Origin of the sequence: Streptomyces sp. LS1784 (assembly GCF_020103755.1) — a bacterium.
Classification (GTDB): domain Bacteria; phylum Actinomycetota; class Actinomycetes; order Streptomycetales; family Streptomycetaceae; genus Kitasatospora.
On the sequence record NZ_JAHSQD010000128.1, the window covers coordinates 1 to 17,177 of the forward strand.

Consider the following 17,177-nt stretch of genomic DNA (forward strand, 5'->3'; position numbering starts at 1 on the left):
CGACCGGGGCGCCCTTGGCGGTGGCGGCCCGGGCCGGGGCGGCGCCGGCCCAGGCGAAGGTCAGGCCGTCCTCGCCGCGCAGGAAGCGCTGGCAGCGCACACCGCCGGTGGCGCGGCCCTTGCGCGGGTACTGCTCGAACGGGGTGACCTTCCAGGTCGTCTGCTCGCCGCCGGACAGCGTGCCCGAGGCCGTGGCCACCGAGACCACCACCGCGTCCGCCGCCGGGTCCACCGCCGTGAAGGACAGCACCCGCGCGCCGTCCGACAGCTTGATGCCCGCCATGCCGCCCGCCGGGCGGCCCTGCGGACGCACCTGGCCCGCCGGGTAGCGCAGCAGCTGGGCGTCCGAGGCGATGAAGACCAGGTCCTCCTCGCCGGTGCGCAGTTCGACCGCGCCCACCAGCTCGTCACCCTCCTTGAGGGCGATCACCTCGAACTCGTCCTTGTTCGCCGGCCACTCCGGCACCACCCGCTTCACCACACCCTGCAGCGTGCCCAGCGCCAGCCCCGGCGAGGACTCGTCCAGCGTGGTCAGCGCCAGCACCCGCTCCCCGGACTCCAGGCGCAGGAACTCGCCCACCGCGGCCCCGCCCGCCAGCGTCGGCGACGGCGTCGGCGGCAGCGCCGGCAGGTCGATCACCGGCAGCCGCAGCACCCGGCCCGCGGACGTCACCACGCCCACGTCCGCCCGCGCCGTCGCGTGCACCGCCGACACGATCACATCGTGCTTCGCCCGCTTCTCCGACACCTCGAACGGCTCCCCGTCCGCCGTCCGCGCGAGCAGGCCCGTCGAGGACAGCAGCACCCGGCACGGGTCGTCCGCCACCTCCAGCGGTACGGCCAGCGCCGCCGACGGCACCGCCCCCGCCTCCAGCAGCACCGTGCGCCGCTCCGTGCCGAACTGCTTCGCCACCGCACCCAGTTCGGACGACACCACGCTGCGCAGCTTGGTGTCCGACTCCAGGATCTCGGTCAGGTCCGCGATCTCCGCGGTCAGCTTCTCCTTCTCCTGCTCCAGCTCCACCCGGTCGAAGCGGGTCAGCCGCCGCAGCGGGGTGTCCAGGATGTACGCGGTCTGCGTCTCCGACAGCGAGAAGCGCTCCATCAGACGCTCCTTCGCCTGCTGGGCGTTGTCACTCGACCGGATGATCGCGATGACCTCGTCGATGTCGAGCAGGGCCACCAGCAGGCCCTCGACCAGGTGCAGCCGCTCCTCACGCTTGCGGCGGCGGAAGTCGCTGCGCCGGCGCACCACGGTGAAGCGGTGGTCGACGTAGACCTCCAGCAGCTCCTTCAGCCCCAGCGTCAGCGGCTGCCCGTCGACCAGCGCGACGTTGTTGATGCCGAAGGTCTCCTCCATCGGCGTCAGCTTGTAGAGCTGCTCCAGCAGCGCCTCCGGCACGAAGCCGTTCTTCACCTCGATGACCAGCCGCAGCCCGTGCTCGCGGTCGGTCAGGTCCTTGACGTCCGCGATGCCCTGGAGCTTCTTCGCGTTGACCAGGTCCTTGATCTTCGAGATGACCTTCTCCGGGCCGACGTTGTACGGCAGCTCGGTGACCACGATGCCCTTGCGGCGGGCCGTCACCGCCTCCACCGTCGTCGTCGCCCGGATCTTGAACGTGCCGCGGCCCGACTCGTACGCGTCCCGGATGCCCGACAGGCCAACGATCCGCCCGCCGGTCGGCAGGTCCGGACCGGGCACGAACCGCATCAGCGTGTCCAGGTCCGCGTTCGGGTGCTTGATCAGGTGCCGGGCCGCGGCCACCACCTCGGACAGGTTGTGCGGCGGCATGTTCGTCGCCATGCCCACCGCGATGCCCGTCGCGCCGTTCACCAGCAGGTTCGGGAACGCGGCCGGCAGCGCCAGCGGCTCCTGCTCGCTGCCGTCGTAGTTCGGGCCGAAGTCGACGGTGTCCTCGTGGATCGACTCCACCATCGCCATCGAGGCGGCCGTCAGCCGCGACTCGGTGTAGCGCATCGCGGCCGGCGGGTCGTCGTTGCCCAGCGAACCGAAGTTCCCGTGCCCGTCGATCAGCGGCAGCCGCATCGAGAACGGCTGCGCCATGCGCACCACCGAGTCGTAGATCGACGCGTCGCCGTGCGGGTGCAGCCGGCCCATCACCTCGCCCACCACACGGGCGCACTTCACATGCGCGCGGTCCGGGCGCAGGCCCATCTCGTTGGCCTGGTACAGGATCCGGCGGTGCACCGGCTTCAGGCCGTCCCGTGCGTCGGGCAGCGCACGCGAGTAGATCACCGAGTAGGCGTACTCCAGGAAGGAGCCCTGCATCTCGTCCACGACGTCGACGTCGAGGATCCGCTCCTCGAAGTCTCCGGGCGGCGGGGTCTGCGAACTGCGGCGGGCCATCGCGGCGGGGCTCCCTTACGTGTCGCTGGCTGTGTCTCGGTCGGTCGTCGGTCGGTCGCCGAACGCCGGGGTCGGTCGTCGGTCCACTCCGCGCCCTCCTGCCACCGGACCCGTCAACCGGGCGCCGTCGACAGGGCGCGGCGCCCCCATTGTGGACCCTCGGGCCGACACTCCCGGTCAGCGGCCCTCTTCCGCCCCTGGCGAACGGCCCCGTCAGCGCGGACACGAACACGGTTCCCGCACGTTGCACCACAATGGGGGACGCCACACGAACCCCGACATCGACGACGGGAAGGACCCGAGCGCATGGCCAACCCGGCCCCCGCCTCCAGCCGAGGCATCGCCATCACCGAGCACCGCCTGGCCAACGGCCTGCGCGTCGTCCTCTCCGAGGACCACCTCACCCCGGTCGCCGCCGTCTGCCTCTGGTACGACGTGGGCTCCCGCCACGAGGTCAAGGGCCGCACCGGCCTCGCCCACCTCTTCGAGCACCTGATGTTCCAGGGCTCCGCCAACGTCTCCAACAACGGGCACTTCGAGCTCGTCCAGGGCGCCGGCGGCTCGCTCAACGGCACCACCAGCTTCGAGCGCACCAACTACTTCGAGACCATGCCCGCCCACCAGCTGGAGCTCGCCCTCTGGCTGGAGGCCGACCGGATGGGCTCGCTGCTCGCCGCGCTCGACGAGACGTCCATGGAGAACCAGCGCGACGTCGTCAAGAACGAGCGCCGCCAGCGCTACGACAACGTCCCGTACGGCACCGCCTTCGAGAAGCTCACCGCGCTCTCCTTCCCCGACGGCCACCCGTACCACCACACCCCGATCGGCTCCATGGCCGACCTCGACGCGGCCACGTTGGAGGACGCCCGCACGTTCTTCCGGACGTACTACGCGCCCAACAACGCCGTCCTCTCCGTCGTCGGCGACATCGACCCCGAGCAGACCGTCGCCTGGGTCGAGAAGTACTTCGGCTCCATCCCCGCCCACGACGGCAAGCAGCCCCCGCGCTCGGGCGAACTCCCCGAGACCATCGGCCGCGAGATCCGCGAGGAGATCCACGAGGACGTCCCGTCCCGCGCCCTGATGGCCGCCTACCGCCTCCCGCACGACGGCACCCGCGAGGCCGACGCCGCCGACCTCGCCCTCACCGTCCTCGGCAGCGGCGAGTCCAGCCGCCTCTACAACCGGCTGGTCCGCCGCGACCGCACCGCCGTCGCCGCCGGCTTCGGTCTGCTGCGGCTGGCCGGCGCCCCCAGCCTCGGCTGGCTCGACGTCAAGACCTCCGGCGACGCCACCATCGAGCAGATCGGCACCGCCGTCGACGAGGAGCTCGCCCGCTTCGCCGCCGAGGGCCCCACGGCCGAGGAACTCGAGCGCGCCCAGGCGCAGATCGAGCGCGAGTGGCTCGACCGGCTCACCACCGTCGCCGGCCGAGCCGACGAACTGTGCCGCTACGCCGTCCTGTTCGGCGACCCCAAGCTGCTCAACGACGCCCTCCCCAAGGTCCTCGACGTCACCGCCGAGGAGGTCCAGGCCGTCGCCAAGGCCCGCCTCCACCCCGACAACCGGGCCGTCCTCGTCTACGAGCCGACCGCCGCCGAGACCGACGCCGACTCCGACGCCGCTTCCGAAGAGGAGGGTGCCGCCGTATGAGCACCGACTACGTCCCCGCCATGACCTTCCACCCGCAGCCCCAGCCGGGCACGCCCAGCCCCTGGGACTTCCCCGCCCCCGAGCGGGCCGCCCTCGGCAACGGCATCACCGTCCTGCACTGCCACCGGCCCGGCCAGCAGCTGGTGGCCGTCGAGGTCCTGCTCGACGTCCCGCTCGCCGTCGAGCCCGAGGGCCTCGACGGCGTCGCCGGCATCCTCGCCCGCGCCTTCAGCGAGGGCACCGACACCCTCAGCGCCGAGGAGTTCGCCGCCGAGCTGGAGCGCGCCGGCGCCACCCTCGACGCCCACGCCGACCACCCGTGCATCCGGATCTCCCTGGAGGTCCCCGCCTCCCGGCTCCAGCGCGGCCTGTCCCTGCTCGCCGACGCCCTGCGCGCCCCGGCCCTGCCCGAGGCGGAGATCGAGCGCCTGGTCGCCAACCGCCTGGACGAGATCGTCCACGAGCAGGCCAACCCCGCCCGGCGCGCCGCCAAGGCCCTGTACGCCGAGCTCTTCGACGCCGCCGACCGGCTCTCCCGGCCCCGCGCCGGCACCGCCGACACCGTGAAGTCGATCGACCGCACGGCCGTCAAGGCCTTCTACGACGCCCACGTGCGCCCCGCGACCAGCACCGTCGTCGTGGTCGGCGACCTCACCGGCGTCGACCTGCCCGCACTGCTGGAGAACACCCTCGGCACCTGGACCGGAACGGCCGCCGATCCGTCCGTCCACGGTCCGGTCACCGCCGACGACCGCGGCCGCGTCGTCATCGTGGACCGCCCGGGCTCCGTCCAGACCCAGCTGCTCATCGGCCGGATCGGGCCCGACCGCCACAACCCGGTCTGGGCCGCCCAGACCCTCGGCACCTACTGCCTCGGCGGCACCCTCACCTCCCGCCTCGACCGCGTCCTGCGCGAGGAGAAGGGCTACACCTACGGCGTGCGCGCCTTCGCCCAGCCGCTGCGCTCGGCCGCCGACGGCAGCGGGCGGGCGATGCTCGCCATCAGCGGCTCGGTGGACACCGCCTCCACCGCGCCCGCCCTGGCCGACACCTGGACCATCCTGCGCACCCTCGCCGCCGAGGGCCTCACCGACGCCGAGCGCGACGAGGCCGTGCAGTTCCTGGTCGGCGTCGCCCCGCTGAAGTACGAGACCGCGGGCTCGGTGGCCGGCACCCTGGCCGACCAGGTCGAGCAGTACCTGCCGGACGACTACCAGGCCGAGGTCTACCGGCAGCTCGCCGAACTGCCCACCGCCGCCGCCACCGAGGCGGTCGTCGCGGCCTTCCCGCCGGACCGTCTGGTCACCGTCCTGGTCGGCGACGCCGCCGTGATCGCCGACGACGTGCGGGCGCTCGGCATCGGCGAGGTCACCGTCGTCAGCTGACGCCTGCCGCGGTTTCGTCCGGCCCGGTGGAGCACCCGCTCCGCCGGGCCGGACGCGTTCTTAAATCCGTTGCAGGCCGTGCCTGTTCCGTGGATAGATGTTCCCCGGCGCACAGGACGTGCGAACTGCGACGAAGGAAGGGAGGCGGTCACCATGCGGGTCGAGCAAGCCATACGACGCTCCCCACGGCCGTATTCCCCCTGTGCCGTCGCCCTGGGCGTCTGAGCCCCTCCTCCTGAACTTCCCCGAGCCGCGCCGGGATTCCTCGCGCGGCAGTTTCCCCACGTGAACTTCCCGACCTCTGGAGGTCGTTCGATCATGACGTACACCGAGGTGCCCGGCGTCCGGGTGCCGATCCGGATGTGGACCGACCCGGCCACCGTCGAGGGCCAGGCCCTCCAGCAGCTGCGCAACATCAGCTCCCTGCCCTGGCTGCACGGCCTCGCCGTGATGCCCGACGTCCACCTGGGCAAGGGCGCCACCGTCGGCTCCGTCATCGCGATGAAGGACGCGGTCTGCCCGGCGGCCGTCGGTGTCGACATCGGCTGCGGGATGAGCGCGGTGAAGACCTCGCTCACCGCCAAGGACCTCCCGGACGACCTCTCCGCCCTGCGCCGCGAGATCGAGCGGGCCATTCCGGTCGGCCGCGGCCTGCACACCGACCCGGTCGACCCGACCAAGCTGTACGGCTTCCGCACGGCGGGCTGGGACGACTTCTGGCAGCGCTTCGACGGGGTGGCGGAGGAGGTCAAGTGGCGTCGCGAGCGGGCCATGCAGCAGATGGCCACGCTCGGTGGAGGAAATCACTTTATAGAACTGTGCATTGATACGACCGGCGCAGTCTGGTTGATGCTGCACTCCGGTTCCCGCAACATCGGCAAGGAGCTGGCGGAGCACCACATGGGCGTTGCCCGCGCGCTGCCGCACAATCAGGGCCTGATCGACCAGGACCTCGCGGTCTTCCTGGCGAAGACCCCGGAGATGGCTGCCTACCGCCAGGACCTGTTCTGGGCGCAGGAGTACGCCAAGAACAACCGCGCGGTGATGATGGCGCTCTTCCAGGACGTCGTCCGCCGCGAGTTCGCCAAGGCGGAGGTCACCTTCGACGAGGTCATCAGCTGCCACCACAACTACGTGGCGGAGGAGCGGTACGACGGCGTCGACGTGCTGGTGACCCGCAAGGGCGCGATCCGGGCCGGCTCCGGCGACCTCGGGATCATCCCCGGGTCGATGGGGACGGGCTCCTACATCGTCCGCGGTCTGGGCAACGCGGACTCGTTCAACTCCGCCTCGCACGGCGCCGGCCGCAAGATGAGCCGCAACGCGGCGAAGAAGCGGTTCACCACCCAGGACCTGGTCGAGCAGACCAAGGGCGTGGAGTGCCGCAAGGACGGCGGCGTGGTGGACGAGATCCCGGGCGCCTACAAGAACATCGAGAAGGTCATCGAGCAGCAGAAGGACCTCGTCGAGGTGGTCGCGCACCTCAAGCAGGTCGTCTGCGTCAAGGGCTGACCGGGCCGGCCGGAGCGCGGAAGCGGCCGGAGAAGCCGATCGGGGTGCCGCCGGAATCCGGCGGCACCCCGATCGGGCGGCTGCGAGGCCTCAGGCCGCGGCGGGGAGCTCGTCGAGGCCCTCGGAGACGAGCTTGGCGAGGCGGTCGAGCGCGTCGTCGGCGTTCTCGGCGTCGGAGGCGAGGATGACCTCGTCGCCGCCCTGGGCGCCCAGGCCGAGGAGGCCGAGCATGGAGGCGGCGTTCACCGGGTTGCCGCCCGGCTTGGCGATGGTGATCGGCACGCCGGTGGCCGTGACGGCCCGGACGAAGACGGAGGCGGGACGGGCGTGCAGGCCCTCGGCCCAACCGATGGTGACGCGGCGCTCAGCCATGAGACGTGCCTTTCCGGTGAAGCTGGTCACGGCCGTGCTCGGGGGAGCGGGGGAAGCGGCCATGTTGTCTAGACCAGTGTTGCACGCAGCCGGCCCCTGGAAACCGCCGCGTTCAGGACTTGTGATTGTTTCTTTTCGGGGCATAAACCCCGGTCGACGGCCCTGTACACCCTGCCGTGGGCACGCGCCCGGCGCCATTCGGCTCGCCGCCGGATAATGTGACGAATGTGGAAGACCCCGCGGTGGTGAACCCCGAGCAACCCGACTATCCGCAGCACTGGGAAGCGGACATTCTGCTGCGTGACGGAGGCACGGCCCGGATCCGGCCGATCACGCCGGCCGACGCCGGACGGCTCGTGGAGTTCTACGAGCAGGTGTCGGACCAGTCCAAGTATTTCCGGTTCTTCGCCCCCTACCCGCGGCTCTCCGACAAGGACGTCCGCCGCTTCACCCACCACGACTTCGTGAACCGGGTGGGCCTCGCGGTGGTGGTCCGGGACCACTTCATCGCCACCGTCCGGTACGACCGGATCGACGCCGAGGGCCGCCCCTCCGAGACCGGCACCGACGCCGAGGTGGCCTTCCTGGTGCAGGACGCCCACCAGGGCCGCGGCGTGGCCTCCGCCCTGCTGGAGCACATCGCGGCGGTCGCGCAGGAGCGCGGCATCCGCCGCTTCCAGGCCGAGGTGCTGCCGGAGAACCGGAAGATGGTGAAGGTCTTCACCGACGCCGGCTACACCCAGCACCGCAGCTTCGCCGACGGCGTGGTGCACCTGGAGTTCGACCTCGAACAGACCGACCGCTCGCTCGCCGTGATGCGTGCCCGCGAGCACCGCGCCGAGGCGCGCTCGGTGCAGCGGCTGCTCACCCCGCGCTCGGTGGCGGTGATCGGGGTCTCCCGCACCCCGCAGACCGTCGGCCGGGCCATCCTGCGCGACCTGCTGGGGGGCGCCCCGGCCGACCGGCCGGTGTACGCGGTGAACCGCAACGCCGAGCCCGGCACCGAGCTGGACGGCGTCCCGGTCCACCGTTCGATTCTGGACATTCCCGGACCGGTGGACCTCGCGGTGATCGCCGTCCCCGAGAGCGCCGTCCCGGTCGCCGTCGCCGAGTGCGGTGCCCACGGCGTGCAGGGCCTGGTGGTGGTCACCGCCGGCTACGCGGAGACCGGTCCGGAGGGCCGGGACCGGCAGCGCGCGCTGGTCCGCCAGGCCCGTGCGGCCGGCATGCGGGTGATCGGCCCGAACGCCTTCGGCCTGATCAACACCGACCCGCAGAGCCCGCTGAACGCGTCGCTCGCCCCACGCCTTCCCGGCCGCGGCGGCTTCGGGATCTTCTGCCAGTCCGGCGCGATCGGCGTGGCCCTGCTGGAGGCCGCCCACAAGCGCCGCCTCGGCGTCTCCTCCTTCGCGTCGGTCGGCAACCGCTCCGACGTCTCCGGCAACGACTTCCTCCAGTACTGGGCCGAGGACGAGGCCACCCAGGTGGTGCTGCTGTACCTGGAGTCCTTCGGCAACCCGCGCAAGTTCACCCGGATCGCCCGCCGGCTGGCCGCCGTCAAGCCGGTCGTGGTGGTCAAGGGTGCCCGGCACACCGGCAGCCTGCCGCCCGGCCACGCCGTCCCGGCCACCGCCACCGGCCTGCACGACGCCACGGTGGACGCGCTGTTCGAACAGGCGGGCGTCACCCGGGTGGCGACCATCACCGAGCTGTACGACACCGGCGAGCTGCTGGCCCAGCAGCCGCTGCCGCCGGGGGACCGGGTCGCCGTGGTCGGCAACTCCGACTCGCTCGGCCTGCTCACCTACGACGCCCTGCTGAGCGCGGGCCTGCGCCCGTGCGCGCCCGTCGACCTCACCACCGCCGCGACCGGCGAGAACTTCCGGATCGCCCTGGACGTCGCGCTCGCCGACCCGGCCGTGGACGCGGTGATCGCCGTCGCGATCCCGCCGATCGGCACCTCCGCGCACGCCTTCATGGGCGGCCGGCTGACCGGCGAGGACGACCCCGCGATGGGCACGGACGACCCGGAGATCGCCGCCGCCCTGCTCGACGCCGGCCGCCGGGCCCGGGAGCTGGGCAAGCCGCTGCTGCTCACCCATCTGGCGCTGACCGACCTGCCGGCCAGGCTGCGCCCCGGCGGCATCCCCGCGTACGCGGCGCCCGAGCGGGCCGTGCACGCCCTCACCCACGCCGTGCACTACGCGCAGTGGCGCCGCCGTACGGCCGCGGCGGAGGAGACGGCGCGCGTCCCCGAGCTGGACCGGATCGACGAGCCCGGCGCCCGCCGGCTGGTGGAGGCGGCGCTGAGCACCCGGGCCGCGGTTGCGGCGCGCACCCAACCCGGCGGCGCCCGGCTCGTCCTGCCCGAGGCCGAGGCCCTGGAGCTGCTGGCTCGTTACGGGATCGACGTCTCGCCGGTGCGGCCGGCCCCGGACGAGGAGTCCGCCGTACGAGCCGCCGGGACGCTCGGCTACCCGGTGGCCCTCAAGGCGACGGCCCCGCACCTGCGCCACCGCCCCGACCTGGGCAGCGTCCGGCTGGACCTGACCGACGAGGCGGGCCTGCGCCGCGCCCACCGCGAGCTGGACGCGCTGCTCGGCGGCGCCGCGCAGGCCGAGCTGGTGGTCCAGCGGATGGCGCCGCGCGGCGTGGACACCGTGATCGCCGCCACAGTGGACCCGGCGGTCGGCGCGATCCTCTCCTTCGGCCTGGCCGGCGCCCCGGCCGAACTGCTGGGCGACACGGCGCACCGGCTGGTGCCGGCCACCGACCAGGATGTCGCCGGGCTGATCCGGGAGGTCCGGGCGGCGCCGCTGCTGTTCGGCTGGCGCGGCGCCGAGGCGGTGGACACCGGCGCCCTGGAGGAGCTGCTGCTGCGGGTGTCACAGCTGGTGGACGACGTACCGGAGATCGCCTCGGTGGATCTCGAACCGGTGGTCGTGGCCCCGCACGGGCTGGCGATCCTGGGGGCACGGGTACGGGTCGCGCCCCTGCCGGTCCGCAGCGATCTGGGCCCGCGCGCGATGAGCACGCTGTAACCTTCCTTGGTTGCGCCCTGCCCGGGCGCTGTTGTCCGAAGCTCGGCGCCGTGCCGCCCGCTTCGTCGGCGGACCATGCCAGGATGGAGATATGGCGAAGACCGGTACCACCACTCAGGACCTGCGCTCGGCGATCGAGCGCAGCGGCTACTACCCGGCCCTGGTGTCCGAGGCGGTCGAGTCCGCGGTGGGCCCGGAGCCGATCAGCTCCTACCTGGTGCACCAGGAGACGACCTTCGACGCCAACGAGGTGCGCCGGCACGTGACGGTGCTGGTGCTCACCCCGACCCGGTTCGTGGTGAGCCATACGGACGAGCAGTCCGGGGCCGAGGGCAGCCCGGCGGTGCCGTTCGCGACGACGTCGACGGAGAGCGTCCGGCTGGACCGGATCGGTTCGGTCGTGGTGAGCCGGATGGTGGCGAACCCGGAGACGTACACCCCGGGTACCCTGCCGCGTGAGGTGGTGCTGACGATCGGCTGGGGTGCGGTGCAGCGCCTGGACCTGGAGCCGGCCGGCTGCTCGGACCCGAACTGCGAGGCGGACCACGGTTACACCGGCTCGGCCACGGCTGACGACCTCTCACTGCGGGTGAGCGAGGCCGGCGACGGCCCGGAGACGGTGGCCCAGGCGCTGGTGTTCGCCCGGGCGCTGTCCGACGCGACGATCAGCAACGGCCCGCGGGTCTGAGCTCCGCCGTTCCCGACCGACCGTACCGCTACGAATCCGGTTCCATGTCCTTCGTTCCTGCCGACGGCTACGACGCCTTCGAGATCCTTGACCCGACCACGGCCCCCGCGCCCCCGTACGGCAGCGGCTCGCTGTGCGACCTGCTGCCCTCGGTGGCGGCGGGCCTGGGCGTCCCCGGGTTCACCGCGACCCTCCCGATCGCCCCGGCGGACCGGGTGGTGGTGTTCCTGGTGGACGGCCTGGGCTGGGAGCTGCTGCTGCGCCACCCCGAGTACGCGCCGTTCCTGTCCTCGCTCGTCGGGAGCTCGCTGGGCGGCAGCGGCCGTCCGCTGACCGCGGGCTTCCCGTCCACCACGGCGACCTCGCTGGCCTCGGTCGGCACCGGCACGCCGCCGGGCCTGCACGGCCTGGCCGGGTACACGGTGGCGGTGCCGGGCACCGGCTACCTGATGAACCAGCTGCGCTGGCAGCCGCCGACCGAGCCGCACGCCTGGCAGCCGTACCCGACGGTCTTCGAGCGCACCCACCAGGCCGGGGTGGCGACCGCCCAGGTCTCGTCCCCGCTGTTCGCCCAGACCCCGCTGACCAGGGTGGCCCTGTCCGGCGGCACCTTCCTCGGCCGCACCACGGGCGAGGAGCGGATGGACCTGGCGGCCTCCTGGCTGGCGGAGCACGACCGGGCGCTGGTGTACACCTACGTCAGCGAGCTGGACGGTGCGGGTCACCGCTTCGGGGTGGACTCGGACGAGTGGCGGATGACGCTGGACGCGGTGGACCGGCTGGCCCGCCGGCTGGCCGGGCAGCTGCCGCCGCGCTCGGCGATGTACGTGACGGCCGACCACGGCATGATCGACATCGCGCCGGAGGACCGGATCGACTTCGACGAGGACTGGGAGCTGGGCGCCGGTGTCGCCCTGCTCGGCGGCGAGGGCCGGGCCCGGCACGTGTACGCGGTGCCGGGGGCCGCGGCCGACGTGCACGCGGTCTGGAGCGAGGTGCTGGGCGACCGGATGTGGGTGGCCACCCGGGACCAGGCGATCGCGGCAGGCTGGTTCGGCCCGGCCGTGGACGAGCGGGTGTACGCCCGGATCGGCGACGTGGTCGCCGCGGCGCGCGACGACATCGCGATCGTCGCTTCCCGCAACGAGCCCGGCGAGTCCGCGATGATCGGTCTGCACGGTTCGATGACCCCGGTCGAGCAGTTCGTGCCGCTGCTCGAAGTCCGCGGCTGAGCTGTGTACTTGACTTATCTGTGCCCGAACTTCCCTGATTTGAAAGGCCTTTGCTCCACCCATGGCTGAACTGGTGTTCTTCTCGGGCACGATGGACTGCGGCAAGTCGACGCTGGCGCTGCAGATGGACCACAACCACACCGCGCGCGGCCGGCAGGGCCTGATCCTCACCCGCAACGACCGGGCAGGCGCGGCGACGATCTCCAGCCGGCTGGGCCTGCGCGCCGACGCGGTCGAGGTGACGGACGACCTCGACTTCCACGCGCACGTGGTGCAGCGGCTCTCGGCCGGCGGCCGGGTGGACTACCTGATCTGCGACGAGGCGCAGTTCTTCGCCGCCGAGCAGGTCGACCAGCTGGCCCGGGTGGTGGACGAACTGGACATCGACGTCTACACCTTCGGCATCACCACCGACTTCCGCACCCGGCTGTTCCCGGGCTCGCAGCGGCTGATCGAGCTGGCCGACCGCGTGGAGGTGCTCCAGGTCGAGGCGCTGTGCTGGTGCGGTGCGCGGGCCACCCACAACGCCCGGACGGTCGGCGGGGTGATGGTGGTCGAGGGCGCCCAGGTGGTGGTCGGCGACATCTCGGTGGACCAGGACGAGGTGGGCTACGAGGTGCTGTGCCGCCGCCACCACCGCCGGCGGCTGACCTCCGCGACGGCGCGCGTCTCGGTGCTCTCCCCGGACGTGCTGCCCTTCGAGGAGCAGCAGGCCTGAGGGCCGGGGCGGTCTAGGGGAGCACCTCCAGTACGGAGAAGTGCCCGCCCTGCGGGTCGGCCAGCCGGACGGCGCGGCCGCGGATGGTGTCGTGCGGTTCGACCAGGACCCGGCCACCGAGCTCGACGGCGTGACGGGCGGTCAGCGCGGCGTCGCCGACCGCGAAGTGGGTGCGCCAGCGCGTCGGGTGGCCGCGCAGCTCGGCGTGGTGCCGGATGCCGGCGACCGGCCGCCCGTGCACCAGCAGCGCGGTCTCGCCCGGGGCGGAGCGGACCGGGCGGTCGAGCACGGTGGAGTAGAAGGCCGCGGCGCCCTCCGCGTCGGGGGTGAGCAGTTCGGCCCAGGCCGGGGCGCCCGGTTCGCGGCCGGCCTCCCGGCCGAGGTGCTCCTCGCCCTGCCAGAGGCCGAAGACCGCGCCGGAGACGTCGGCGGCGATGGCCATCCGCCCGGCGTGCTCGGCCTGGAGCGGTCCGACGGCGACGGTTCCGCCGCACTCGCGGACGAGTTGGGCGGTGCGGTCGGCGTCGTCCACGGCGAAGTAGGTGGTCCACTGCACCGGGAAGCCGGTGGCGGTGGAGACGCCGAGGCCGGCCACCGGCGCCCCGTCGAGCTCGGCCCGGACGTAGTCGCCGAGCTGGCCGGGCCCGGGCGTGTACGTCCAGCCGAGCAGTGCGCCGTAGAAGGCACGGGCGCCGGGCAGGTCGTCGGTCAGCAGGCTGACCCAGCAGGGCGTGCCCTGGGCCAGTCGGAGTTCCACCGCGGGCAATGCGGGCCTCCTCGTGGGTGGTTGGCGCACGGAAATCCTCGCGCGCGAGGGTGATGCTTCCACCCTGGCGGGCGCCCAACCCTCGGGCCGCGCGGAAAGTCCGGCAAAGACCCCACCAAAGAGCGGTGGGTCGGGCGTGTCCTGCGGATTCCGGCGGTTCCCCCGGACCGGGCCACGGGAGGATCCGGATGGCCCGCCGCCGGGGCCGGGCTGCGCGACAATGGCCGCCATGACCACCACCTACAACGACGGTTCCCCGCTGATCTCCGCGGCCGAGCTGCGCGAGGCGCTCGCCTCCGCGCTGCCGCCGGTGCTGTTGGACGTGCGCTACCAGCTGGTCGGTGCCGCGCCGGGCGGCCCGACCGCGGCCGAGGAGTACCGGGCCGGTCACCTGCCCGGCGCCCACTTCGTCGATCTGGACCGGGACCTGGCCGCCCCGCCCGGCGCCCCCGGCCGGGGCGGGCGCCACCCGCTGCCCGATCCGGAGGAGTTCGGCGCGGCGATGCGCCGCTTCGGGGTGGGCGCGCAGCGCCCGGTCGTGGTGTACGACGGCGCGGCCTCGATGGCGGCGGCCCGGGCCTGGTGGCTGCTGCGCTGGGCCGGTCACCGGGACGTCCGGGTGCTGGACGGCGGTTTCGCGGCCTGGCAGGCGGCCGGGCTGCCGGTGACGGCCGAGCTGCCGGAGCCCGGGGAGGGCGACTTCAGGCCGGTGCCGGGGCAGCTGCCGACGGTGGACGGGGACGGTGCCGCAGCCTGGGCGCGCAGCGGACTGCTGCTGGATGCCCGGTCCGGGGAGCGCTACCGGGGCGAGACCGAGCCGGTGGACCCGCGGGCCGGGCACATCCCGGGCGCGGTCTCGGCGCCGACGGCCGGGAACGTGGGCCCGGACGGCCGGTTCCTGCCGGCCGTCGAGCTGGCCGCCCGGTTCCGGGCGCTGGGTGCGGGGGAGCGGGAGACCGCGGTGTACTGCGGTTCGGGCGTGACGGCGGCGCACCAGATCCTGGCGCTGGAGGTGGCGGGCCTGCCGGCCACGCTGTACCCGGGCTCGTGGAGCGAGTGGTCGAGTGACGGTTCGCGCCCGGTGGCGGTCACCGAGCAGCCGGGCTGATCCTTCGGGTACGCCGCAGGGGCGGGAGGCCCGGCCTCCCGCCCCTGCGGCGTACCACTGTTCCTACTCCTGCTTCTTGCGCCGGCTGCCGAAGACGATCTCGTCCCAGCTGGGCACGGTGGCCCGGCGGCCGGGCCGGACGCCGTCCGCCTCGGCCTGCCGGTCGGTGGTGCCGACCAGGCGCTCGCGGTGCGGGGCGACGGCGCGCGGCATCAGGATGTCGGCGTAGGCCGAGCCCGCGCCGAGTGCCGGGGCGGCTGCCGCGGCCGCCTCCTCGCTCTCCTCGGCGACCTCGGCGGGCACCGGCTCGATCGCGGTGGGGGCGCCGACGGCGAGGTCGCCGCGGAAGGCGGGGACCACGTCGAGCAGGCTGGTCAGCGAGTCCCGGGACTCGGCGGTGGCCTCCCGCGACTCGCGCACCTCGCGGGCCGACATGATGCGGTCGGCCGAGGGCCGGTCGATCATCGGGCGGGGCGGCCGGTCCTGGGGGAGCCGGGCGATCCGCGGGATGAACGGGAAGACCGACTCCTCCTCGCGCTCGACGTTCTCGCCGATCAGCGCGCGGGCCTCGTCGTCGTTGGGCTGGACCAGGCGCCGCGGCGGGTCGTACGTCCAGGAGGCGCTACGGCCCTCGCCGTCGGCCCGGTAGGAGAGGATGACCTCCCAGGTGCCGTCGTCGCGCCGCCAGGAGTCCCAGCGCTCGGTGTCCTTCTCGGCGCCGCGCAGCGCGAGCCGCTCGGCCACGGCCTCGCCGAGCTGCGGGCCGGGGGACTCGCCGTTGCGGCGGATGGCGGTCTTGCGGGCGCGTTCGGCCATGAAGGCGCGCTCGGCGAGCACCGGGCCCTCGAAGCGGCGGACGCGGTCGACGGAGATCCCGGCGGCCTGGGCCACCTCCTCGGCGGAGGCACCGGCTCGTATCCGCGCCTGGATGTCCCGGGGGCGCAGATGGCTCTCGACCTCGATCTCGATCTGGCCGAGGCGCGGCCGGTCGCCGCGGATGGCGGCACGCAGCCGCTCGTCGATGGGAAGGGTGTACTCCGTGCTGTCGGCAGCCTTGAGCACCAGCCGTGTGCCGTCGTTGCTGACGGCCACAACCCGCAGTTCGGGCACGGTTACCTCCCGGGTGGTGCCTGCCGACGTCACCTGCGTCGCTGCTCCCGTACTGAGTGTGGCCTGCCCACTCGCGACTGGCCACAACCTTGCTGAGTTCCCCGGCGTGTCGGGCTTACGCCCGCGCACGCCGCTGTGGCACGGTTGCCTTTTTGCCACGCCATCCGTCGACGTCGCGCCTGGGTGTCCCGGCCGTCCTCGCACGCGGAGTGTTCGCGACGATCCGGGACGGGCGTCGCCGTGCGTGCCCGCTCCGTGGCTCCTCGTCAAGCTGCTGGTTCAGGGCAGTCGACAAGTCGACCCAAGGCTCGGGCTTTACGAACAGTACTCCATTCGTGGCATCCAAAGGGGCGGCTCGCCGCTCAAGTCTCCCGCGATTCACGGGAATCTCAAGAGCGTGCTTCCCCAATGGCGGACCACCGCCGGATGAACGGTGATCATCTTCACACAATCCGGGCGCGAAGAACCGCATTTTCGTCCCTTGTGTCCTTCTTTGGGCAAGATGGACAGTCTTGTTCGAAGGACAGTCGTACGGACCGAGGGATGTTGATGCCGGAGCGGAGCCCCGCCGAGGAGGGCGGCAAGGCCAAGGAGGAGCGCAGGCGCATCGATCTGAGTGTGGCTCAGGTCGCGGCGAGTGCGCTGGCAACGGTGGTGGGCGCGCTGCTGGCCTCCGAACTGGGGGTGTACGGCACGATCCTGGGTGCCGCCGTGGTGAGCATCGGGGCCACCACCGGCAGCGCGGTGTTCCAGCACATCTTCAAGCGGACCGGGGAGCAGTTGCGCGAGGCGGTGGACCGGGGGCCGAACCAGGCCGCCAACACCCTGCGCCAGGTGCCGGTCGAGTCCGGGGAGCCGGCGCGGCCGCCGGTGATCACCTCGGAGTGGAACGAGCCACAGGTGGTACGGGCGCGTCGGCGGTGGGGCTGGAAGACGTACGCGGCGGTGTCGGGGCTGGTCTTCCTGCTGGCGATGGCGCCGATCGTGGCGTTCGAACTGGCCACCGGGCAGCCGGTGTCGGCGACGGTCAAGGGCGAGTCCGGCAACGGCACGTCCTTCGGCGGCTCGGTGGCGCCCAAGTCCTCCCGGCCGCAGGACGCCCCGGTGGACCGACCGTCCCCGGGTGGGGGCCATGAGGCCACGCCGTCCGGCGGCGCCCCGGCCCCGGCGACCACCCGGCCGGGCCGCGAGCCGGGCTACACGCCGAGCACCGGCGCGGGGACG

At 73.1% G+C, this 17,177-nt stretch carries 13 protein-coding genes; 9 read left to right on the plus strand and 4 right to left on the minus strand.

The features are described 5' to 3' along the window. Positions 1-2,368 (minus strand): DNA topoisomerase (ATP-hydrolyzing) subunit A (locus tag KS423_RS17235; protein ID WP_224280230.1); only part of this gene is annotated, 2,368 nt, incomplete at its 3' end. A gap of 306 nt (positions 2,369-2,674) precedes the next feature. On the opposite strand from KS423_RS17235, the gene KS423_RS17240 reads away from it, so the two are divergent. The 3 genes from KS423_RS17240 to KS423_RS17250 all read left to right on the plus strand — a co-directional run bounded on the left by KS423_RS17240 (position 2,675) and on the right by KS423_RS17250 (position 6,918). Beyond that, complete coding sequence (locus KS423_RS17240) at positions 2,675-4,021, plus strand: pitrilysin family protein (protein ID WP_224280232.1); 1,347 nt, start codon at positions 2,675-2,677, stop codon at positions 4,019-4,021. 20 nt (positions 4,022-4,041) lie between these two features. Continuing rightward, positions 4,042-5,406, plus strand: coding sequence for a pitrilysin family protein (locus tag KS423_RS17245; RefSeq protein ID WP_224280254.1), 1,365 nt, complete (start codon positions 4,042-4,044; stop codon positions 5,404-5,406). Positions 5,407-5,724: 318 nt separating this feature from the next. Then, the gene (locus KS423_RS17250) at positions 5,725-6,918 is read left to right on the plus strand and encodes an RtcB family protein (protein ID WP_224280234.1); all 1,194 of its coding nucleotides are present in this window, start codon (positions 5,725-5,727) and stop codon (positions 6,916-6,918) included. A 90-nt stretch (positions 6,919-7,008) separates the two neighbouring features. Here the strand turns inward: KS423_RS17250 and KS423_RS17255 are convergent, their stop codons facing one another. Then, complete coding sequence (locus KS423_RS17255; RefSeq protein WP_049653316.1) at positions 7,009-7,290, minus strand: HPr family phosphocarrier protein; 282 nt, start codon at positions 7,288-7,290, stop codon at positions 7,009-7,011. A gap of 227 nt (positions 7,291-7,517) precedes the next feature. On the opposite strand from KS423_RS17255, the gene KS423_RS17260 reads away from it, so the two are divergent. From KS423_RS17260 to KS423_RS17275, 4 genes are all read left to right on the plus strand, one after another. After that, positions 7,518-10,331: a GNAT family N-acetyltransferase gene (locus KS423_RS17260; protein WP_224280236.1), complete on the plus strand. Its 2,814-nt coding sequence runs from the start codon at positions 7,518-7,520 to the stop codon at positions 10,329-10,331. Positions 10,332-10,422: 91 nt separating this feature from the next. Further along, positions 10,423-11,019, plus strand: a complete 597-nt coding sequence (locus tag KS423_RS17265) for a DUF5998 family protein (RefSeq protein WP_224280238.1) — start codon at positions 10,423-10,425, stop codon at positions 11,017-11,019. 44 nt (positions 11,020-11,063) lie between these two features. Then, positions 11,064-12,251 carry an alkaline phosphatase family protein gene (locus KS423_RS17270; RefSeq protein WP_224280242.1) on the plus strand — a complete coding sequence of 396 codons (1,188 nt, stop codon included), beginning with the start codon at positions 11,064-11,066 and terminating at the stop codon, positions 12,249-12,251. 61 nt (positions 12,252-12,312) lie between these two features. Then, on the plus strand, positions 12,313-12,969 hold the full coding sequence (locus tag KS423_RS17275; protein WP_224280244.1) for a thymidine kinase: 657 nt from the start codon (positions 12,313-12,315) through the stop codon (positions 12,967-12,969). Positions 12,970-12,982: 13 nt separating this feature from the next. Here KS423_RS17275 and KS423_RS17280 read toward each other — a convergent pair whose 3' ends face one another. After that, complete coding sequence (locus tag KS423_RS17280) at positions 12,983-13,726, minus strand: VOC family protein (RefSeq protein WP_308020207.1); 744 nt, start codon at positions 13,724-13,726, stop codon at positions 12,983-12,985. A gap of 238 nt (positions 13,727-13,964) precedes the next feature. Here KS423_RS17280 and KS423_RS17285 point away from each other — a divergent pair, with 238 nt between their 5' ends. Then, positions 13,965-14,843 carry a sulfurtransferase gene (locus tag KS423_RS17285; protein WP_224280248.1) on the plus strand — a complete coding sequence of 293 codons (879 nt, stop codon included), beginning with the start codon at positions 13,965-13,967 and terminating at the stop codon, positions 14,841-14,843. A 63-nt stretch (positions 14,844-14,906) separates the two neighbouring features. On the opposite strand, the gene sepH is transcribed toward KS423_RS17285, so the two are convergent. Further along, complete coding sequence (gene sepH, locus KS423_RS17290; protein ID WP_224280250.1) at positions 14,907-15,986, minus strand: septation protein SepH; 1,080 nt, start codon at positions 15,984-15,986, stop codon at positions 14,907-14,909. Positions 15,987-16,502: 516 nt separating this feature from the next. Between sepH and KS423_RS17295 the strand changes: the two genes are divergently transcribed. Then, positions 16,503-17,177, plus strand: a 675-nt coding sequence (locus KS423_RS17295; protein WP_224280252.1) for a hypothetical protein, incomplete at its 3' end; no start/stop codon positions are given.